Consider the following 22,474-nt stretch of genomic DNA (forward strand, 5'->3'; position numbering starts at 1 on the left):
AGAGATGATCAGTGAGTATTCTCCGTACGGAAAATCTAGAAACGAATTACGAGAAATTCACGGTATTCAAAGACTTGAATTTGGAAATAAAAAAGGGCCTGGTCACGACAATCATAGGTCCTAATGGCTGTGGTAAATCCACATTACTGAAGACGATTGGCCGTATTCTAAAACAAAAGAACGGAAGCGTTTTTTTACAAGGACAGGATTTACATAAGATCCATACGAAGCAGATTGCCAAGCAGCTGGCGTTACTTCCCCAAAACCCTGTTGCACCAGCCCAATTGAAGGTAGAGGAACTCATTTCATATGGAAGGTATCCGCACCGCAATAATGTAAATAAACTAACGAAAGAAGATAAAGAAACGATTGAATGGGCCATGGATATCACAAAAACCCTTTCATTTCGGAACCGGCAAATCGCCAATCTATCCGGTGGTCAAAGACAAAAGGTTTGGCTGGCAATGGCTTTAGCACAGAAAACGGAGATTTTATTACTGGATGAACCGACCACCTATCTTGATATGGCCCACCAACTGGAAGTTTTGCAAATAGTTGAAAAGCTTAATAAAGAACAAAAAATAACGACCGTGATGGTACTGCATGATATCAACCATGCGTCCCGGTTTTCACATGAAATCATAACGATGAAAGAAGGTGAAATCGTTAAAATCGGTACCCCGGTCGAAATCATTACACCTGCCGTTTTAGAAGAAGTCTTTCGCATTCATGCAAGGGTTATGATAGATCCTGCCAATGGGGCGCCCGTTTGTTTTGGTTATGACAATTTATCACAGCAAGAAGTATACAAAGAAGCCGTTTCATCCAATTGAAAGGTGTGCTTCTAAAAGTGGTTCGGAAAACGTATATTTCATTAAATGATATTCCCGAATCAAAAGCTCGTCTAGGGAGACACCGCAGGCGCAAGCCGAGGAGGCTCCACGCCCCCCCGCGGAAAGCGAGTTTCTTGAGCGGAAATCAACATCCAAATTGTACAAGCCATAAAAAAACTGCAGGCAAACTCGCTTTTCTTCGAGTTTGCCTACAGCCTGAAGGGGTGTCGACATATCGACACCCCTTTGTTTTATAGTTTTTCCAATTGGATGATATCTGGTGTATTTTGTTTCTGGATCCCTGACTTTTGCAATTTCACTGCCGTTCCTTCTGGTAAGTTAGTGAATATAATAGGAGTGACCGTTGATGGTGCATTCCGTTTTATGAAATCTAAATCAATTTCCAAAAGAGGTGTTCCTTTTGTTATTCTTTGACCTTCTTGCACAAGGGATGTAAACCCTTCGCCATTTAGTTTAACTGTATCCAACCCAACATGGATCAGAATTTCCAGACCATTATCCATTTTTAATCCCAGTGCATGATTTGTCGGGAAGATACTTAGAACTTCCCCATCGATTGGGGATACTAGATTTCCGTTGACTGGCTCGATAGCAAAGCCATCCCCCATCATTTTCATGGCAAACACTTGATCGGGAACTTGTTCGATCGGTAAAACGGTTCCTTCAATCGGAAGGACAAAGTCATTTGCACCCAAAGCTTGGTTTTCTTCCATTTTATCCTCTGCCACTTGTGCAGCTGAACTTGTTTTCACTTTGCTTGGATCGACGCCATTCTTGACAAGTTGTTTCATTGCATTTGCAACGAATTCAACATTCGTTCCAACAATGACCTGCACACTCGATTTATTCAACTTCATGACACCTCGTGCACCATGCCTTTTCAAGGCTGCTTCATTCACATTTCCTGAATCGGCCACTTGTAAACGCAAGCGCGTTGCACAGTTATCAATTAGCTTTATATTCTCTTTACCGCCAAGATCTTGAATGAAAAGCGATCCCATATCGGTATATTTATCCCCTGTTTTCACAATTGTTTCTTCTTCCACAACTTCCTCATCGTCTTCACGGCCAGGTGTTTTTAAATCCATGATCTTGATGACAAAATAGAAAATCACGAAGTAAACTGCCGCGTATACCAAACCAATCGGTATTAGCCATAGCGGTTTTTGCGCTATACCAAAGTTCAAGAAATAATCAATGGCCCCTGCGGAGAATCCAAACCCATGATGGATATCCAATATAACAGCCAGTGCCAGGGAGACCCCGGTTAAAAGGGCATGTATTACATATAACACCGGTGCGATGAACATGAACAAAAATTCAATAGGTTCAGTGATTCCTGTTAGGAAAGAAGTGAAAGCTAACCCAACAAGCATCCCCGTCACCAATTTACGTTTCTCTTTTTTAGCAGCTGCAATCATCGCAAATGCTGCGGCTGGAAGACCGAACATCATGATCGGGAAAAAACCGGTCATGAAGGGCCCAGCAGTCGGGTCCCCTGCGAAGAAACGATTTATATCACCTGTCGCTCCATTGTATTCACCAAAAACGAACCAAACCATACTATTCAAGACATGATGCAATCCTACTGGAAGCAATAAGCGATTCAATACGCCGAATACGCCGGCACCCAATGCCCCTGCACCTGTAATCCAGTCTCCGACACTATTGATTACATCTTGAATCGGAGGCCAAACAAAACCGAATATTCCCGCAAGTATAATCATCGCCAGCGAAGTGATGATCGGGACGAATCGTTTCCCTGAAAAGAATCCAAGCCATTCAGGGAGTTTTATTTCGGAATATCTATTATATAGAAGAGCTGCAACTATACCCGATATAATACCGCCTAATACAGCCATGTTGATATCTTTATTAATCGCTTGTGTACCATTCGTTAAAACAAAGTAACCAACAAGACCTGCTAATGCCGCAGCACCGCTTCCATCTTTTGATAAACCAATTGCTATACCTAAAGCGAACAATATGGCAAGGTTATCAAAAATCGCTTTTCCCGAGGCAGCCATAAATGGAATATCAAGTAAATCCGGTTGCCCTAAACGAAGCAATAAAGCCGCTGCCGGCAAAACAGCAATCGGTAACATTAAAGCCTTCCCAATCTTTTGTAAAAAATTTAACATCGAACTCATCTCCCTTGTTCCTAACTTCTTTTAATTCAGCAGAACGAAAAGACGTATAAAGCGTTTTCATTTTATCAATATAATAACTTTTCTTTGGATTATACTAGCACAGAAAATATATAGATGTCTATACCAATTTACTTGAAAATATACTATATTCTTCGAAAATAAAGCAATAATATCTTTTTTATTCCTTATACCCCTTAACTGGTCTAGACAACTTTTGATAAAAACGATAAAATGAGGGCAAAATATATGAAACTTTTTCATGACTCATTCATTAAGTTTTACTTTCATAAAGGAGATTATGTATGAAAACATTCATTATTAATAATCTAATAGTTCATGGCGAAAAGGAAACATACAAAAATGGGTATATTAAAGTCGTGGATGGAAAAATTGCCGAGGTTGGTCCAGTCAGCCATTACAAACAGGAAGATGATGCAAAGGTCATTACTCTTTCACCGGATTATCAGGTAATTCCCGGTGCCATCGACATTCATATTCACGGGGCATCCAATTCCGATGCAATGGATGCCACACATGAAGCATTATCAACAATGGCGGAGACTCTTCCCAAAGAAGGAACCACGAGCTTTCTGGCCACTACAATGACTCAATCTACCGAAGCCATTGAATCAGCACTTCTTAATGCTGGTAAATATATTGAAAATCAAACGGAAGAACACGCTGAAATAGTTGGGATTCATTTAGAAGGTCCTTTCATTTCACCAGCCCGTAAAGGAGCGCAGCCTGAGGATTATATCATTGATCCTGATGTCACTCTATTTAAAAAGTGGCAGGAAATGGCCGAAAATCAAATCAAGCTTGTAACGCTTGCTCCTGAACAACCAAATGGATTAGATCTAGCCGCCCACTTAAGGGGAACTGGCGTCGTAGCCTCCATTGGACATTCAGATGCAACATATGACCAAATAGATGAAGCAATCCAGGCAGGCACTACCCACGTTACACATCTTTATAATGGGATGCGGGGACTCCATCACCGCGAACCTGGTGTTTTGGGAGCTGCTTATCTTCGAGACGAGCTATATGTTGAACTTATTGCTGACGGCATTCACTGCAGGCCGGAAATGGTGAAGCTGGCATATAACCAAATTACAAGTGAACGCATGATCTTGATAACGGACTCGCTTCGTGCCAAATGGCTTGAAAAGGGAACCTATGATTTAGGTGGTCAGCCTGTGTATGTGAACGAAACGAAAGCAACGCTTTCAGACGGTACACTAGCCGGCAGTATATTGAAAATGAACGATGCCATCAAGAACACATTGGAATATACCAATTGTTCCATGACTGACATTATAAAAATGACGGCAGAAAACCCTGCCAAACAGCTTCGGATTTTTGACAGAAAAGGAAGCATCCAGGTTGGCAAAGACGCCGACCTTGTAATATTGAATGACCGCTTGGACGTTGAAATGACGTTCTGCAGAGGAAATTTAGCTTTTAAAAAGGAGAATGTATAATGAAGATCATACAGGTGCAGGACTACATGGAAATGAGCCGGACAGCTGCAGAAATAGTGATTGGAAAAGTCAAAGGGAATCCAAAAATCAAATTGGGCCTTGCTACAGGCGGCACCCCAAAAGGAATGTACGATAATTTGATTGAAGACCATGTGAATAATCATACTTCTTATGAAAATGTAACATCTTTTAATCTTGATGAGTATATCGGCTTAAAACCAAATGATCCAAACAGTTACCATTATTATATGAATGACTCCTTATTCACTCACATCAATATAAATAAAGAGCGTACTCACCTGCCAAATGGCACAGCCGATGATACCAACGGAGAATGTAAACGGTATGACGAAATGATTGATTCCGTGGGAGGGATCGATCTTCAGATACTTGGTATTGGGCAAAATGGCCATATTGGTTTTAATGAACCTGGAACTTCATTCACATCGGGTACACATGTCGTGACACTTGAAGATTCAACGCGCCAAGCGAATGCACGTTATTTCGATTCCATAGACGAAGTTCCTACACATGCCGTTACGATGGGAATTTCAACCATCATGAAAAGCAAGGAAATTCTGCTGCTGATATCTGGTGAAGAAAAAGCTGAAACCTTGAAGAAATTGATACACGGTGACATTTCCGAGGACTTCCCTGCATCTATCCTAAAAAAACATAATAGTGTTACAATTATCGCAGACCAAAAAGCGTTATCCGGAGTGATAATACCCTAAAAGGAGCGAAAGTCGATGATTGATAAAAACTCACCTCTTCCGATTTATTTTCAAATCGAAGAACAAATAAAAAGACAAATAGAAAACGGTGAGTTCCAAGCGCACAATGCCCTTCCATCTGAACGTGAATATGCCGAGCAATTCGAAATTAGCCGGATGACCGTCCGGCAAGCCATAAATAATTTAGTGAATGACGGATACTTATACCGTCAAAAAGGAAGGGGAACCTTTGTCGCCGATAAGAAACTGGAGCAGCAGCTCAATGGGTTGACCAGCTTCACCGAGGACATGAAAGCAAGGGGATTAAATCCAAGCAGTAAGCTGCTGAGCTTTGAAATCATTCCGGCTGATAAGAAGATTGCCAGTGAATTGCACATTTCCCTTTATGCTCCCGTTTATGAAATAAAACGCATTCGGTTGGCTGATGATGTTCCAATGGCGCTCGAGACCGTGTACATGTCTGCCAATTTAATTAAAGGATTAACGGAAGAAATCATTAACCTCTCCCTTTACCAATATGTGGAGAATTACATTAAACTTAAAATAGACTATGCTACACAAACGTTGGAATCATCAATTGCTTCTGAATTAGAAGTCACCCATTTAGCGATTCCAAAGCACTCACCCATATTATTCATTCAAAGGCATACGTTCCTAATGGATGGAACTCCCCTTGAATATGTTAAATCGGCATATCGTGCGGACAGGTATAAGTTCACTATCACTATAAGCAGATAAAATTGAATATTTTCATCACTAAAGTATTTTAATTGCCAAAGGTAATCGGAGGGTGTCACAAAATATGAACACATACTTTGAAGAAGTGCAGGCTTTACTCACAATTGTGGGAGAACAGGAAAAGCAATCAATTAAGGAAACCGTGGACCATATCTCAAAAGCGGTGATGTCGGATGGAATCATCCATCTATTCGGAAGCGGACACTCTCATATTTTGACCGAAGAGGTATTCTACCGGGCAGGTGGGTTAGCCGCAATTCGTCCTATTTTCGTTGAAGATTTGATGCTTTTTAAGGGAGCTTCAAGGTCATCCCAACTTGAACGGCAAAATGACCTATCAGAGAAATTCATGCATGATGAGGATATCCGTCCTGGTGATGTCTGTATCGTCATTTCATCATCCGGGGTAAATCCCGTTCCCATAGATGTCGCCACTATCGCAAAAGAAAAAGGGGCCTTCGTCATTGGACTAACATCACCGGAGTATGCAAAAAGTTGTCCTTCACGGCATAAACAGAAGCATTATCTCCACGATGTCGTTGATTTGGTCATAGACAATCATATTGCCAAAGGTGACACATTACTGAAATCAAATAATATATCTTTTGGTTCTGGATCGACCGTGATCGGCGCCGTTCTCCTCAATATGATTTTCACGCAAGTCATCCAAACGATTATTGAATCAGGGGAGACCCCTCCTGTATTCCTGAGCAGTAATATCGAAGGGGCAGATGAACACAATCAAAAGATCATCGCGAAATATAAAACAAGAATTCCCCAATTATGATTCGATATGCCAAAAAGGAATACATATGCTTTATGTTCATCGTGAAGCAGTCGTGGTGAACTATAAAAGAAGGCATCCATTAGGATGCCTTCTTTTATTTAATGGTTACTTCCCTTTACTCCTTATTTTTCAAAAACGGCCACCAATTTGCATTTCCAAACGCCGCAACCATAACAGGAATAAACAATGGCAATATGACAAACGCATATAAAGCAAGCCCCACCAAAATTAGAGTGGCTATCTCCAAGAGCGATAAAACACCTGCTGGCATCATGGCAGCAAAGGTTCCACCCAGAATGACAGCCGCTGAGATGATCACCGTTCCCATTTTTCTCATGGACAGTGACATCGCTTCCTTGACCGGTTTATCTTTCCACTCGTTAAAGCGATCCATCAAGAAAATGCTATAGTCAATGCCAAGAGCAATCAAGATGACGAAAGCAAAGAAAGGAACTGCCCAGCCGATGCCGGCATAACCGAGAATATTAACAAAAACCAACTCTGTAATGGCTGCCGCTGTATAATAAGTCAAAACGAGCGACACAATCAAATAGACCGGCATGACCAGTGATCGCAGCATGAAAAAGAGAATGATTGCGATACCCGACAGCATCAAAACGACCGTCCGTGAGAAATCCTCCTCAGACATCATGCCCAAGTCATGATGTGTACTTGTGATTCCCCCTATCGCCACCTGCGCATTTTCAAGCTTTGTATCTTTCGTTACTCTTTCGACAGTTGCCTCAATCGAATCGATTTGCTCGATTGCTTCATTGGAATATGGATTCGCCTTGAATACCACATCCATGGTCATGATTTTACCATCTTCAGATAAATACGCGTTCAATGCTTCCCCGAATTCTTCGCTTTCCACTACTTCTTTGGGAATGTACATACCTGTTACCGTTTTATCCGTTTTTGCCAGCCCTGATAAATAACCCTGTGCAGACGATAGTCCATCATGGACTTCATTCAGACCATCCGCACTTTCATTTAAGCCATCTGTCAAATCGGTAAGTTGCCCGCCGAGGCTTGAAAAACCATTTAGGAGCTCTTGCTGCCCATTACTTAAGCTGGTAAGGCCGCCTTTAAATCCTGACAGGTTATTTATGACTTCCCCCTGACCATTGGCCATGCTGCTTAGACCTTTTTGTAAAGTGTCAACACCTGAAATCAATTGGTTCAGGCCCTCCCCAAGAGAAGTTTGACCCTTTACGATCTCTGCCATATTTTGATTCGCCGTATTCAAACCCCCGGACACTGAACCAAGATTCCTATTGAGCTCGGAAAGGCCAGCTGCCATGGGTTCCAAGCCACCCTGTGCCCCTTGTACCGTTTGCTTGATCGTTTGATAGGACTGATCAGCCTGTAATTCTGGATGTGTGGCTTCCATTTGCTCAAAAGAAGGATTTAACCCAGCAAGGCTTTGTGATACGCCCGTAAGGTTAGATTGAATCTCTTTGTATCCTCCTGTCAGCTCACTTAACCCATTAGCTGATTGTTTATAGCCTTCGAGGAGCTGTCCGCTTCCGGTGGCGAGCTTCTCCAAATTTGCCTTGACCTCAATCAGTCCGTTTTTAATGTCCCCAGTCCCTGAGGACCCATCGCGAATGCCTGCTTCAATGCTTGTTAACGCATTCTCCACCTGACCTACGCCGCTCTTTAATTCATTGGTCCCGGATATGAGACCCCCTATTCCGTCCGTCGCTTGCTTCAAGCGCGGTCCTGAATCGGAAAGCTCACTGCCTGCCGTTTTTAATCCATCACTGATTTGTTTAATGCCTTCATTTCCTTCCCCGATTCCCTTTTCCAAAGTTTCGGCTTGGTTCGCGACAAATAAGTCCTTAATGGGTTCACCTGTCGGACGGGTCATGGAACGAACTACATCGACTTCATCTACCTTGACGACTTCCTGGCTGATTTTTTCAGCAAGTGCGACGTAATCCTCCGAATCCATGCGTTCGTCATTTTTTATGACAATCTGTGTTGGCATGGATTGTCCTGGCCCGAATTCATCGGAAATGATATTAAATGCCATGATGGAAGGAACATCATCGCCCGCTTCTTCAAGGGAGTTATAGGAAATCTTCCCATCATACATAAACAAAAAGGGAACACAGACGATTGCAACGATCATAAGCGCCAGCAATGGGCGATTCAAGGAAAAGTTACCGAGAATTCCCCATAGTTTACTTTCACTATGCTCAAGCTTCCCTTTTGCCGGCCAAAATAGCTTCTTGCCAAGAACCGCCATGAAAAATGGAACGATCGTATATAGGGCGATCATTAAAATGAAAACCCCTATGGCAACGGCCGCCGCAGATTGATAGAGCTTAAAAGTAGAAAAACCGATTGCCGCAAAGCCAATCATTACGGTCAGCCCACTGAAGAAGACAGTCTTGCCGGCAGTTCGGTATGTTTCCACGATCGCTTCAGGCAAGGAATCCTGTGACGATAGCTCCTCCTTGAAACGACTAAGAAGCAGGATGCAATAATCAGTCCCGATTCCAAATAAAATGCCTACCAGGAATATTTGGGTGTAAGACGAAATCGGAAAGTCCCATTTATCCACCAGGAATGAGACGATGGATTGTGAACATAAATAAGTGAAACCGACTGTTACTAACGGAATGATCGGTGTCACAACTGAACGGAAGACTATCAGCAATACAGCCAGAATGAAGACGACCGTGATGCCTTCAGTTTTCTTCAGCCCCTCTTGGGAATTGGCATTAAGATCTTCATCGATCATCCAGCTGCTTGTGTAATAATGCTCGACATCCACTTGATCCAACTCTTTATAAAGGGCATCGATCACGTCCTTAGCTTCTCGGTCCCCCTTCACCATCGTGATGGAAGTCAGAACTGTTGATTCATTCTCCGAGACCAACTGACCTTTTAGCGAGGGCTCTTTAAAATGGGTCATGACCTCTTTGATGCCAAGCTCTGCTTTATTCTTTTCAAGTTTTTGGATCGCTATCTCAATCTCTTTCAATTCCGAGGAAGACAGCTTCTTATCACCATGGAATACGAGAGCCACTTGTGACTCATCCTTATCCTGGATCTCTTTCATTAGCTCATTGGCCATCCCGGAGGAATACTCTGCCGGTACATCCAGCTGTCCCTTATTCCGGACAAGTTCCGCCATATTCGGTGCCGCAAACAATAATCCTGCTGTAATTGCAACCCAAACGATAATGACCAGCCATCTTCCCTTAATGATCCCCCTCATTTATATTTCCTCCCATTCCTCATTTTTCATTTGAATGAAAATTTGTGATAGCTTCTCATATGTATCAAGGAATTTAACGATCTCTTCATAATCGAATTTCGTCATGATGCTCTCTACCAATTTATGAATCTTATTTTCCGTTTCCTGTAACAATGCTTCCCCCTCTTTGGAAAGCTTCAAGTGAAAGACCCTTCGGTCAACCAGGTCCTGTTCCCGTTCTATCAATCCCTTGCCTTCCAGCCTGTTGATGTTGGACGTGACGGCACTCTTATTAATATAAAAGGCATCACTGATTTCCGTCGATGTACACAACCGCTGTTGTTGAATGAACCGTAAAGTATAGTATTGTTCGTTCGTCAGTACATCACAAATCTGATCTTTTATTAAAAGCTCACCCATCTTATTGACATAGAAGGAAACCCTCATATATCGATCAATCAATCCAGAAACTTTGTCATTAGTCATCGTTGCACCTCCCGAAAAGTAGTTCAGTCATTTAACTATATGTAGATTACTATTGTTTTATTTATTATGTCAATCCCATGATAGTTTATTATTTCCAGTTTAACTTATGGTAAATAAGGGAAAACCCAAAGTAAGCACACAATCTACTATTCTAAAGGAGGAAATATAAATGACTCAATCAACCATCGAAAATCAATCGACTATCGAAACTCAACCGAATAGCAAACTCTTAAAAGGGATTCTGATTGGAGGTCTTGTTGGTGGTGCGTTGACCTTGCTTGACTCCAATACAAGAAATAAAGTAAAGCGTTCCGCCGTCCTTTTAAAAGACAACTCCATGAATATGATTGAACAGGTCAAGGAAAATCCCGGCGATATGAAGGAACAGATGGTATCAGGAGTCAAAGGGGCAACGGAGACGATTAAAGAGGCAATCAATGACGTTGAAACACTATATGAAACCGTTAATGAAGACGTGGTGGGTAAAGTATCCGAAGTAAAGGATATCTCCACCGATGCCCTTGGTACAGCTAAAGACGCAACAAGTGAATTGAAAGACATCAGTTCAAAAGTGGTCGTTGCCGGTAAACAGCTGAAAGAAACACCATCACAATCATTGAAATCCGATAATGATAAAGGTGAAAAAGAGAGTGATGAAATCGTTAAAAAATCTGGATTATCCAATCAAAAATCCATTTCATCCAACTTCTAATATATAAAACAAGCTGAGGCATTAAGCCCCAGCTTGTTTTTGTAGACAAAAGGGGTCCGGAAAATGTACCTTTCATCAAATGATGTTCCCGAACCATTTGACCCAAAGCAACGCCTTCAACTCCCAGGTATGGTTTCTATCTAAATTTAATAACAAAGTGGATTGGAGCGGAAGGTGCGAGACTCCTGCGGGAAAAGCGCATCCAAGGGAGACCCCGCTGGCGCTAGCCGAGGAGGCTCCCCGGAACGCCCGCGGAAAGCGAGTGCCTGGAGCGGAAATCAACGTCCAAATTGTACAAGCCATTAGAAAGCTGAGGCAAATGGGGGTCGGATAACGTGCCTTTCATCAAATGATGTTCACGAGCCATTTGACCCAAAAGCAACAACTTCAACTCAATAGGTATGGTTCTATCTAAATCTAATAACGGAGTTGATTGGAACGGAAGGTACGAGACTCCTGCGGGAAAAGCGCGTCTAGGGGAGACCCCGCAGGCCCAAGCCGAGGAGGCTGCACGACCGCCCGCGGAAATCGAGTGCCTGGAGCGGAAATCAACATCCAAATTATACAAGTCATTAAAAAAGCTGAGGCGTTATGCCTCAGCTTCTTTGTTCGGTATATCACTTCACTTGATAACCTTAGTTAGAGTCCTCTAATTTATTCGTTATCTCATGATCTTTTTTCACTTCGGCCAACCAAACGGGATATTCCTCTTGTAATTTTTCAGAAAGAAGCGTTTCTTTAATTACATCTTTACTGTCTTCTAAATTAGCTTTTTTTGCTTCCTTCTTTCCGGTTACTTTTATGATATGGTACCCATAATCGGTTTTGACTGGATCACTGACTTTATTTATATCAAGATCAAAGGCAACATCTTCAAACTCCTCCACCATATCACCTTTCCCAAAATACCCCAGGCTTCCGCCGTTATCCGCCGTTTGTGTATCAGTGGAATATTCAGCTGCCAATTTAGCGAAATCACCGCCTTCTGCAATTTCTTTCGCAACTTTTTTAGCCGTTTTTTCGTCTTCTACTAAGATATGACTAGCTTCCACTTGTTCAGCTTGATCAAATGTTTCTTTATTATCTTCAAAATACGTACTGATTTCATCGTCCGTCACGGTAATTCTCGGTTCGACCAGTTTTTTCGTTTGCAGATAAACCACGATGTCCTTTTTTAAGGCATCCATGGAAGAACCGCTTGCTTCCAATTGCTCTTTTAACGACTTTTCATCACCATAGGACTCAGCCATAGTATCGATTTCTTTCTGGATTTCTTCATCCTTAATTTTAATTCCCGCTTTTTCCGCTTCCAATTCAACCAATTTATTCGTAATCAACAGGTCCAAAGTATCTGCTCCGTACCCCGCAACAAGCGCATCATATAGCTCATCCTTATTGATTTTCTCGCCATCGATACTCGCCATTGTCTTATCCGTGGAAGATATCATCGCAAATGCCATGATCCCGGCAATGATCAAAATGCTCCCTGCCCAAATATATGCCTTCGTGCTTCTTAATAGTTTCATGAATACTCTCCCTTAATTTTTCTATAATGATAGCGTGGAAATATTAATTAATCCTTAAGATTTTAATCTTACCTTCAATATGCACTAACCTATCATTATACTAACATACTTATATCTCTACAGATATTTTAGTGTATTTCATTCTACTACCAAGTTACTTTGATATTTGGTTGATCACTACAAAAAACGAAATTATACCGTTATATCGACTTTTGATATACAGGTAACGGAATGGGAAAAAGCATGGTGTACGGAGGGAATTCCTACACCATGCTTTTCTTCTTGTGTTATTTACGATGCATCTTGAATTCAAGGAAGAGTTCGTTGTAATGGGCCAAGTTTTTCTTCCCGAGGTTTTCGTACACTTCGAGTTTCTTTGTCAGTTCCGGTGATGGATAGAAACGTTCATCCTTCACCACTTCTTCAGGCATATATTTCAGTGCCTCTTTATTGGGTGTCGAATAACTTACATATTCAGCATTCTGTGCCGCAACTTTCGGGTCCAGCATGAAGTTGATGAACTGGTGAGCCGCATCGACGTTTTTGGTTGTTTTCGGGATGACCATATTATCAAACCATAAATTGGACCCCTCTTTTGGAACAACGTATTCGAGATCTTCATTTTCAGCCATGATTTCAGAAGCAACTCCCGACCAAACAAGGCCGATCGCCGCTTCCTGGGCTTCCAATAGCATGCGGCTTTCATCTCCCACTATCGCTTTAATATTCGGGGTGAGGGCATCAAGTTTGGATTTTGCCTCTTGAAGGTGTTCTTCATCTATATCATTCAATGAATAATTCAATGAGTTCAGACCCATGCCCATCACTTCCCTAGCCCCATCCGTCAAAAGGATTTCATTTTTTAAATCTTTATCCCATAAATCCGCCCAGGCCGTTATTTCTTTGCCGCCGAGCATCTTGGAATTGTAAACAATTCCAACAGTTCCCCAGAAATAAGGGACGGAATATTTATTCTCCGGATCGAATGGCAGGTCGATGAACCGTTCATCGATGTTTTTCAAATTAGGAAGCTTGGAATGATCCAAGGGAATCAGCAAGTCTTCCTGCCGCATCTTATCGATCATATACTCAGACGGAATGGCAATATCATAAGTAGTACCGCCCTGTTCGATTTTAGTCATCATGGCCTCATTCGAATCGAACGTCTCATAAATGACCTTTATCCCTGTTTCTTCTTCAAAACGTTCGATTAGATCCGTATCGATGTAATCGCCCCAATTATAGATGGTAAGCGTATTGCTGCTCGTAAACCCCTGCGATGAATTCAACCTTGAAATCGCATATAGCAGCAAAGCGGATACGAGGGAAATGATCAAAAACATTTGGACAAGCCTTTTCATCGTTTCCCCCCCATTCCCGTTTGCCTTGCACGTTGAGTTATAAAGTAATATACGACAACCAATAGCAGTGTCACGACGAACAGCAGTGTCGATAGTGCATTGATATTCAATGAAATCCCACGGCGGGCCAATGAATAGATTTCCACAGAAAGAGTGGAGAAGCCATTACCGGTCACAAAGAACGTAACTGCAAAATCATCAAGTGAATAAGTCAATGCCATAAAAAAACCAGCAAAGATACCTGGTAAGATGTATGGAAGGATCACCTTCGTCAATACATCCCACCGGCTTGCTCCTAAATCTCGGGCCGCATCAATTAAAGTAGGGCTCATTTCCTGAAGTTTCGGAAGGACCAGCAGCACTACGATCGGGATGCTGAAGGCGATATGCGACAACAGTACCGAGTAGAATCCAAGCTTGATCCCGGCCATTGTGAATAAAATCAGGAAGGAAGCACCGATGATCACATCGGGACTGACAATCAATACATTATTCAATGATAATACCGTATTCTTAGCTTTACTGCTCGTAAAGGACCGAATTCCAATCGCCCCCATCACGCCTATGATCGTTGAGATCACTGCGGATAATAAGGCGATCACAAGTGTATTCAATACAATGATCAGCAGCCTTGTATCTTGGAACAGTTCCTTGTACCACTCCATCGTGAACCCTTTAAAGTCATACATCGTTCCACCGCTGTTAAAAGAGTAAAAGACTAAAAAGAAAATCGGTGCATAGAGTATGAGAAAAATCAAAACGAGAAACGCTCTTGATATTGGTGATAATTTTTTGCCCAATTTACACACCCTGCTTTCGGTTACCCGTTACAAACATAATCAGGAACATTATAATAATCAAAAATACCGCAATTGTGGAACCCATTCCCCAATCCTGTGTCACAAGGAAGTGCTGCTCGATAGCCGTACCAAGCGTAATGACTCTGTTACCGGCAATCAGTCTTGTAAGCATGAACAATGAAAGTGCCGGGATGAAGACTACCTGGCATCCCGTCTTTACACCATCTAACGTCAATGGGAAAATGACACGGCGGAATGTCATCCAATGGGACGCTCCCAAGTCATTGGCCGCATCCACAAGGGTTGGATTCATTTTATCAAGCGCATTGAATATCGGTAAGATCATAAACGGGATGAAAATATAAACCGAAACGAATATGAAGCTGAAATCCGTAAAGAGAATCTGCTGCTTTCCGATTCCTACCGCTTCTAAAAAACCATTCGCCACACCATAAGTGCCAAAAATACCAATGAAGGCATAAGCCTTCAAAAGTAAATTGATCCAGGAAGGAACGATGATCAGCAAAAGCCACAACTGCTTATGCTTTGTTTTCGTTAACAAATAAGCGGTCGGATAAGCGACTAAAAGGGATATCCCCGTAATCAGGAAAGCATACCAAAATGAGCTTAAAGTCATTTTTAAATATACAGGCGTAAAGAACTTTTGATAGTTAATCAAAGATAGATTGCCTTCAATGTCAAAGAAGGAATAGTAAAGGATTAACAAAATGGGTGCGATCACGAATAAAGCAATCCATAAGACATAGGGTATGAAGTAAATATTCCGGGATATTTTATTCTTCATGACTTTCCCCATCATGATACGCTTCCAGGCGTTTATCGAATTCTTCTTCCGTTTCACCCAATCGCATGACATGAATCGATTCCGGATCGAAATAAAGACCTATTTCATCTCCAACTGCCACTTTTTTCGTTGATTGGACAAGCCATTCATTTCCATCATGGTCATAACAGCTGATTTCATAATGAACACCGCGAAATAGCTGGGAATCCACCCGAACTTGCAGTTTTCCGCGATCTACGGAAGTAATCTCTAAATCTTCCGGGCGGATGACGATATCGACAGCTTCATTACTGTTCAATCCTTGGTCGACACATTCGAACTGTCTGCCAACGAATTCCACACGGTAATCTTCAATCATTTTTCCTTTTACAATATTAGACTCACCGATGAAATCGGCAACGAACCGATTCAGCGGTTCATCATAAATATCCGTAGGGGTCCCGCTTTGCTGAATTTTCCCTTTGTTAAGGACAAAAATCTCATCTGACATCGCCAATGCTTCCTCTTGGTCATGAGTGACGAAGATAAACGTGATTCCAAGCCTCTGTTGCAGCTCCCGCAATTCATATTGCATTTCTGTACGCAATTTTAAATCGAGTGCAGATAGCGGTTCATCCAGTAGGATGACTTCAGGTTCATTAACAATCGCCCTGGCAATCGCTACCCGTTGCCGCTGACCGCCGGACATTTCCCTGATCTCCCGTTTTTCATACCCCTCCAAATTAACAAAGCTTAAGGCTTCCTTCACCTTGATTTCCACTTCCGAATTCTTCATTTTTTTGATCCGAAGACCAAATGCTACATTTTCAAATACATTTAAATGCGGAAAAAGTGCATAATCTTGAAATACCGTATTCACCTGCCTTTTATTGGCTGGCACATCATTGATCTTTTTTCCTTCGAAGTAAATATCACCTTTGGAGGCTTCCGTAAATCCGGCAATCAAGCGAAGGATCGTGGTCTTCCCACATCCGGAAGGACCCAAGAGCGTATAGAACTTCCCTCTCTCGATCTCAAAACTAACATTATCGAGAACTACCGTATCATCATCAAATTGCTTCGTAACCTGATCGAAGCGTATTATATTCCCGTTTGACATAGCTTCTTCCCTCTCTCCATTACCTTACTCATCAATCTTCAACGATTGCATTTGTATTGAATTCTATAAGTATGATTCCGTCACCACGAGTAATAACTCTGACGGACCTTCAAAATCATTGATGATTTGATGTTCATCTGAAGCATGAAAATAAATCGACTCCCCTGCCTTGACAAAATACGTGTGTGTACCTAGCTTTACAATGACTCTTCCGCGTAATACATAACCGAAAGTTTCAGACAAGGATGGTTCAAACTGTTTGAACTCCCCTTTTTCCTGAAGAGTCAGCCGAATAGGTTCCATTTCCTTTTCATTCGATTCAGGCACAAGCCACTGGATTTGATACCCGCGTTCTTCATCGATGAAAAATGTTTGTGCTTCTTCTTCATAAACCACTTTTTGGACTTGATCCTCTTCATCGAAGAACTGCTTCGGCTTGCAGCCGAGTACTTCTAAAATATTGAAAAGAGTTTCAATTGAAGGGGAACTAAGATCCCTTTCCAACTGTGAAATATATCCCTTGCTTAAATCCGTTCTTTCCCCCAATTCTTCCTGGGTCAATCCCTTTTTCAAGCGAAGGTTCTTTATTTTTTTTCCAATTTGCATCCCATTACCCTCAATCGGTTTACTTATAGTAAACCCACAGTAGATAAAGTTTTATATAAGTAAACTTTCAGTTTAATTTTACGAATATCATTATACAGGAAATGCGGGAAACTTCAAACGGTATTTCCAGGCGTGAATACAAAAAAGGACCGCCACAGGGCAGTCCTTTCTGATTTACTATTGGAAATGAAGCAAAGCAGGGTATAGAAATAGTTACCTCTCATGATTCTTCCACGTATTCTTGCCAAATGTGACGTGTCAAACCTTTTTGATGATCCTTTCTTTCCGTACATTGCTAAAAAAAGAACCGCAAATATGTTTGGTGTCCTCTTCCAATCACGTTTTCTAATTGTAATTCTTAGATATTATTATCATAGCTGGTGCTGCAATCGTACCTATTACAAAATCGCTAAAAGTTAAAATAAAGTTGATTGGAACGGAAGGTACGAGACTCCTGCGGGAAAAGCGCGTCCAGGGGAGACCCCGCAGGCGCAAGCGCGCCGAGGAGGCTCCCGGACCGCCCGCGGAAAGCGAGTGCCTGGAGCGGAAATCAACGTTCCATTTTACAAACACTCAAAAAAACAGTAGATGATATTTTTCCTCGAGTTTGTCTACAGTCTGAAACCGCCACCTGGCAGTCCCCTTTTACAACTTCAGACATATCTCCTGCGCTTTCTTTTCCCCATCAGCAATACAGTCCGGTATTCCGACACCATTGTATGAACAGCCCGCAAGTAAGACATTCGGATAATCCTTGGAGATTTTTGCCTCCAGTGATTGAACGATTTGAGGATGTTTAATATGGTAGTTGGGCATATTTTCATGCCATTTCGTAACTTCACTCGTTACTGGATTCCCGGAAATGCTTAGACTGTTTTTAATATCGCGTAAAGCCACAGAGATCAATTCCTGGTTTGTAAGGGACCGTAAGCGTTCATAGTCCGGACTAGAGCTTTTATAAAAAAGCCTTACCAAAAGCTGACTGTTTTCAGAAGTATGCTCCCATTTCCGGCTTGTCCATGTACATGCATTGCAGATCAAATCACTATTATCACCTGCAATGAAACCTGTCCCGTCTTTAGGAAGCATGCTGTCCGGGATATCGAATCCAAGATAAACGCTAATCATCGAACTATTGATCAAGCCGTCGAAGTCCTCATCCAACTCCCGATCACCCAATAATTTCTGGGCAACTGTATGCGGTGTACTCAATACGATGAAGTCCGTTTCCAGCGTTTCACCGTTTGCCAATGAAATGACGTACCCTTCATCTCCTTTTCCAATTTTATCTACACTGACCCCTTTTAAAATTTCCACCATATCGAGGCTTGCCTCAATTCGATCAACCAATGTTGATAAGCCATTTTTAAACGAAAGGAACTTCTTATTTCCCTTGCTTTGGTATTTCTGCTTATTTTCCGATAAACCGCGTATTATACTGCCATATTCATTTTTATAATCCAGCATCTCCGGGAGTGTTTTGGCAATGGTCAATTCATTTAATTTTCCTGAGTAAACACCCGATAGGACAGGCGATATCTGCTTTTGCACCAATTCCTTACCTAAGAAGCTTTCAAGAAATACACCAATTGAGTCATTCTTCGTAAACGTCTCATTTTTTGTATAGAAATCCTTTAAGGCGTCAACCTTACCTTGGGCGGAAACCAGATCGCTTTTCGCCAGCGACTCCAGGCTCATTGGTATTCCGAATAGGGCATCCTCGGGGATTCCCTTCAGCATCCCATCTGTATGGATGAATGATTTTCCCGTCGCATTATAGACAACTTCATCCTCTAGGTTCAATTCCTTAATAAATGGTTTTATATTTTGTTTCCTGGCGACAATCGAATCGGCACCCGCTTCAATTTTAAATGGACCATTGTGCACAGTCCTTATTTTACCGCCTAGTTCCTCATTTCCTTCTATTAATATCAATCGTACGGAGAGACTCCTCGCTTTAACTGTTTTTTGTAAATAATACATGGTTGATAAACCGGTAATGCCTCCACCTACGACTACGACTGTTTTCATTGGGACTACACCTCGATTAACGAATTTTGCATTAAGTAAAGTGTACCATAAGGCAGCGGCATTATTAAAAGCCGCCCTTCTAATTCATTGGTTTCGTAATGAAACCTGTAACAAATTGGACAAAAAAGACCTCTCCTCTTGGAAAAGTCTAGATTCAACAATATTTGTATTTCGTTCCTTATTCCATATCCTTGTTCATCGTATCTAATCTATACTCCATAATCTCCATCAACCCGCTTCGGCCTACTTTTTGAATCCCTGTATCCTGATACCCCGATTTCGAATATAGAGATTTTGCAATCACGTTCCGACATTCACTGCCAGGATGATCGAATCCTTGTTTGGAAAAATCCCTTTTGCGAATTCCGGAAGGATTTGCAAGGCTTTCTTCGCAATCCCTTTACCTTGATGCTTTTGATCAACAAGAAATCCACGGAGTAATATCGCTTTTTTATCGTTGGTGAAAGGAGTGATATTCTCGCCAATGTGTAAAACGAAAAAACCAACTGGAATACCCTCAGCCAATATTACGATAGGATTCCTGTCGCAATCTTCCCGGCAATATTTCAGTGACTCTTCGGGGAGAGCTGAAAAAGGGGTTTGTGTATCCGGTAAATAAAACTGGGAAAGCTGGTGAAGATGTTCCGGTAAATAAGGCGTTAAGGTGATGGTCCCGATTTCCTTGTCCTGTTTCATTGAGCACACCCCCTTTCATCAATTATGGATACATTAATGATTCGATGACTAGTCCGGTATTCCCTTCACAAACCGCAAGGAGCACTGCCGAATATATAGGCAGTGCTCCTTAAGTAAATCAATGTGTATTTTCATTGATTGTCAGTGCTTCCCGTAAATTGATTTGCTGGCGGAGTATGTTGGCAACATCACGGGAAATTACTCGTTTTTCAAACATATCCTGCACTTCGTCCCGTTCTGCCTGGATCGCTTTGTAGAACAGCTCTCTTTCATAATCGGCCATTTTACTCGGGGTCCGGCCTCTATTTTCACGTTTGCATTTTAAAATCAGCACTTTATACTCTTCTATGATCATCGAGGATGTCTTATGATTATCAGCTGTAATTCCGGCCTGTACCTCTTGGATGGCAGCTTTATACATCCTGATTTTAAGATCCCTGACCTTTTCCAATCTCTCAAGATTGATTTTTCTTATTTCACTTTTATTAGGGAAAAATAATTTTAAAACCCTTAGCATACTTCTTCTGAAAAGCGTTACCGACCTGAAAAAACGGAACTTCAGTCGATTTGTTACGGCACTTTCCATACGCTGGATGTATTCCTTGCATATATACGCCGTCTCCCGGTCCACTTTTTCATCCTTAATGAGCCTATCCAGGAATCTTTGCTCTGCTTCAAGGGCCTTGAAGCGAAGTTCTTTCTCTTCTTCCCTTAATGCAGCAGGCTCTTTCTCCTGTTCTACATAGGATAATTCATTGATCTTGGTAAAGTATCTCGAAATGATCGATAAAGCCGCTTCCCGGTTTTCATCTGTCATTTGAGACTCAATCACCCGAATTGCCGCTTGATGTGAGTGAATGGTTGCAGTTTTCGTTTTGTCAGCCTGCTTGTCCACCACTTCCTCTTCTTCGGACCGTGCCACTATTGGCAGAAATACACTCGCAACAATCAAGGTCAGCAAAATGACTCCTGCTGCAATGAAGATGATTAACGAACGTTCTGGAAAAGGACTTCCATCCGCCAACACATACGGAATCGAAAACGAACCCGCTAACGTTACAGCTCCGCGAACACCGGAAATGGTAATGATTCCGGCCGCTTTGAAGTCAGGTTTTTGGGCGCCTGCTTTTTTCGTCATCCAGCCAATCGACCAGGCAGCCGTAAGCCAAATGAATCGTAAAGCGAAGAGGAAAAGTGTAATGATTACGATATAAAGGATCACTTGTCCATTATTGAAGGCTGGATCTTGAAATATAGTTTTCGCAACGCTTGGGATTTGCAAGCCAAGCAAAACGAATACAAGGCCATTCAATACATATAAAATGACGGACCATGTACTCTTTGATACGACCTGAAGTTCTACAGTTGGTGATATTTCCCGATCTCGTTCAATGGCATGGACAATTCCCCCAGCCACGACCGCTAAAATCCCAGAAAGGTGGAAATGTTCCACAGCGAGGAAAATAATAAAAGGAGTTAGGATTTGGATCAGCATATGCATCGTGACGTCTTCCATCCCTAAACGGCGAAGAAATACACGAAGCCTGATAATGATGAAAGCAAGTATTGCTCCACCTACAAACCCACCAATTGCAATCCATATGAAACTGAAGGTTGCATCGACTAAGGAGAAAACACCAGTGACTGTAGCTGCAACGGCAAACTTAAAGGCAACTAGACCTGAGGCATCATTCATTAGTCCTTCTCCTTCGAGAAGGTGCATGATGCTCTTCGGTAACTTGACCCGACTCGCCAAAGCGCTCACTGCCACAACATCCGTGGGTGACAAAATGGCCGCCAAAGCGAATGCTGCCGGCAATGGAATCGAAGGGATCATCCAATTAATTAAATACCCGCCTGCCCAAACCGTTATGAATACAAGGCCCAGTGCAAGCATTAGAATGGGTGCCCTCAACTTCCATAGTGCTGTTCGGGGTACATTTTTTCCATCATTGAACAATAGCGGCGCGATGAATAACAGCAAAAATAATTCCGTCTCCATCTCAACATGCATACCCAGGGGTAAAAGTGCAAATATGACACCCAGTGCTATCTGTATTAATGGTACAGGTATAAAGGGTATAAAATGATTAATTACATTAGACACTCCAATCAATATAAGAAGGGCTAATATAACAAGAAAAAACTCCATACAAACATCAAACTTCCTCTCTCATCTATTCTCATAACTATTAGCGTAACATATTTATACCCATTCATTCATGCATTAACTATTTTAACCTAGAATCCTCCTGAATAATGATACCTGTAATAATATCTGAAGTTCGAGGTGATTGGATGTATAAAATCGACTCCATCAACAAACTTAGGTACGCATAAAACAGAAAAAAGCTGATTGGCTAACCATAATCAGCTTTTCCCACATGATGAATGAAA

Annotated in this window: 19 protein-coding genes; 6 read left to right on the forward strand and 13 right to left on the reverse strand. The window is 41.9% G+C overall.

From position 1 onward, the window contains the following. Nucleotides 1-11: 11 nt before the first annotated feature. Complete coding sequence (locus tag BW986_RS26845) at nucleotides 12-833, forward strand: ABC transporter ATP-binding protein (RefSeq protein ID WP_076372588.1); 822 nt, start codon at nucleotides 12-14, stop codon at nucleotides 831-833. Here the strand turns inward: BW986_RS26845 and BW986_RS26850 are convergent. Both BW986_RS26850 and nagE read right to left on the reverse strand, forming a co-directional pair. After that, a complete protein-coding gene (locus BW986_RS26850; protein ID WP_076372590.1) occupies nucleotides 822-1,067 on the reverse strand; it encodes a hypothetical protein in 246 nt (81 codons plus the stop codon). The two genes, BW986_RS26845 and BW986_RS26850, sit on opposite strands and share 12 nt — an antisense overlap. Nucleotides 1,068-1,084: 17 nt before the next feature. After that, nucleotides 1,085-2,995 (reverse strand): N-acetylglucosamine-specific PTS transporter subunit IIBC, encoded by a 1,911-nt coding sequence (gene nagE / locus BW986_RS26855; RefSeq protein WP_076372592.1) that lies wholly within the window; start codon nucleotides 2,993-2,995, stop codon nucleotides 1,085-1,087. 311 nt (nucleotides 2,996-3,306) lie between these two features. On the opposite strand from nagE, the gene nagA reads away from it, so the two are divergent. The 4 genes from nagA (at nucleotide 3,307) to BW986_RS26875 (ending at nucleotide 6,744) form a co-directional block, all read left to right on the forward strand. Beyond that, nucleotides 3,307-4,485, forward strand: coding sequence for an N-acetylglucosamine-6-phosphate deacetylase (gene nagA / locus BW986_RS26860; protein ID WP_076372594.1), 1,179 nt, complete (start codon nucleotides 3,307-3,309; stop codon nucleotides 4,483-4,485). Continuing rightward, complete coding sequence (gene nagB / locus BW986_RS26865) at nucleotides 4,485-5,219, forward strand: glucosamine-6-phosphate deaminase (RefSeq protein ID WP_076372596.1); 735 nt, start codon at nucleotides 4,485-4,487, stop codon at nucleotides 5,217-5,219. The genes nagA and nagB overlap by 1 nt, the downstream gene beginning before the upstream one ends. A gap of 15 nt (nucleotides 5,220-5,234) precedes the next feature. Then, a complete protein-coding gene (locus BW986_RS26870; protein ID WP_076372598.1) occupies nucleotides 5,235-5,957 on the forward strand; it encodes a GntR family transcriptional regulator in 723 nt (240 codons plus the stop codon). A gap of 64 nt (nucleotides 5,958-6,021) precedes the next feature. Continuing rightward, entirely contained in the window at nucleotides 6,022-6,744 is a 723-nt protein-coding gene (locus BW986_RS26875; RefSeq protein WP_076372600.1) for an SIS domain-containing protein, read from the forward strand. 115 nt (nucleotides 6,745-6,859) lie between these two features. Here the strand turns inward: BW986_RS26875 and BW986_RS26880 are convergent, their stop codons facing one another. Beyond that, a complete protein-coding gene (locus tag BW986_RS26880; RefSeq protein ID WP_076372602.1) occupies nucleotides 6,860-9,976 on the reverse strand; it encodes an MMPL family transporter in 3,117 nt (1,038 codons plus the stop codon). After that, nucleotides 9,977-10,441, reverse strand: coding sequence for a MarR family winged helix-turn-helix transcriptional regulator (locus BW986_RS26885; RefSeq protein WP_076372604.1), 465 nt, complete (start codon nucleotides 10,439-10,441; stop codon nucleotides 9,977-9,979). A 169-nt stretch (nucleotides 10,442-10,610) separates the two neighbouring features. On the opposite strand from BW986_RS26885, the gene BW986_RS26890 reads away from it, so the two are divergent. Then, nucleotides 10,611-11,153, forward strand: a complete 543-nt coding sequence (locus tag BW986_RS26890; RefSeq protein WP_076372606.1) for a hypothetical protein — start codon at nucleotides 10,611-10,613, stop codon at nucleotides 11,151-11,153. Between the two features lie 635 nt (nucleotides 11,154-11,788). Here the strand turns inward: BW986_RS26890 and BW986_RS26900 are convergent. From BW986_RS26900 to BW986_RS26945, 9 genes are all read right to left on the reverse strand, one after another. Beyond that, on the reverse strand, nucleotides 11,789-12,679 hold the full coding sequence (locus BW986_RS26900; RefSeq protein WP_076372610.1) for a foldase protein PrsA: 891 nt from the start codon (nucleotides 12,677-12,679) through the stop codon (nucleotides 11,789-11,791). 287 nt (nucleotides 12,680-12,966) lie between these two features. Then, on the reverse strand, nucleotides 12,967-14,040 hold the full coding sequence (locus tag BW986_RS26905) for an ABC transporter substrate-binding protein (RefSeq protein WP_076372612.1): 1,074 nt from the start codon (nucleotides 14,038-14,040) through the stop codon (nucleotides 12,967-12,969). Beyond that, nucleotides 14,037-14,840 carry an ABC transporter permease gene (locus BW986_RS26910; RefSeq protein ID WP_076372614.1) on the reverse strand — a complete coding sequence of 268 codons (804 nt, stop codon included), beginning with the start codon at nucleotides 14,838-14,840 and terminating at the stop codon, nucleotides 14,037-14,039. Before BW986_RS26910 ends, BW986_RS26905 begins: the two co-directional genes overlap by 4 nt. 1 nt (nucleotide 14,841) lies before the next feature. Continuing rightward, nucleotides 14,842-15,645, reverse strand: a complete 804-nt coding sequence (locus BW986_RS26915; RefSeq protein WP_076372686.1) for an ABC transporter permease — start codon at nucleotides 15,643-15,645, stop codon at nucleotides 14,842-14,844. Continuing rightward, a complete protein-coding gene (locus BW986_RS26920; RefSeq protein ID WP_076372616.1) occupies nucleotides 15,635-16,744 on the reverse strand; it encodes an ABC transporter ATP-binding protein in 1,110 nt (369 codons plus the stop codon). Before BW986_RS26920 ends, BW986_RS26915 begins: the two co-directional genes overlap by 11 nt. Nucleotides 16,745-16,807: 63 nt before the next feature. Beyond that, the gene (locus BW986_RS26925; protein ID WP_076372618.1) at nucleotides 16,808-17,350 is read right to left on the reverse strand and encodes a helix-turn-helix domain-containing protein; all 543 of its coding nucleotides are present in this window, start codon (nucleotides 17,348-17,350) and stop codon (nucleotides 16,808-16,810) included. 645 nt (nucleotides 17,351-17,995) lie between these two features. Then, on the reverse strand, nucleotides 17,996-19,381 hold the full coding sequence (locus BW986_RS26935) for a protoporphyrinogen oxidase (RefSeq protein WP_076372622.1): 1,386 nt from the start codon (nucleotides 19,379-19,381) through the stop codon (nucleotides 17,996-17,998). Between the two features lie 300 nt (nucleotides 19,382-19,681). Beyond that, nucleotides 19,682-20,077 carry a GNAT family N-acetyltransferase gene (locus BW986_RS26940; RefSeq protein ID WP_260321006.1) on the reverse strand — a complete coding sequence of 132 codons (396 nt, stop codon included), beginning with the start codon at nucleotides 20,075-20,077 and terminating at the stop codon, nucleotides 19,682-19,684. Between the two features lie 118 nt (nucleotides 20,078-20,195). Continuing rightward, complete coding sequence (locus BW986_RS26945) at nucleotides 20,196-22,229, reverse strand: Na+/H+ antiporter (RefSeq protein WP_076372624.1); 2,034 nt, start codon at nucleotides 22,227-22,229, stop codon at nucleotides 20,196-20,198. Nucleotides 22,230-22,474: the final 245 nt, after the last annotated feature.

The sequence above is a fragment of the Peribacillus simplex genome (assembly GCF_900156045.1).
In the GTDB taxonomy this organism is placed as follows: Bacteria; Bacillota; Bacilli; order Bacillales; family DSM-1321; genus Peribacillus; species Peribacillus simplex_D.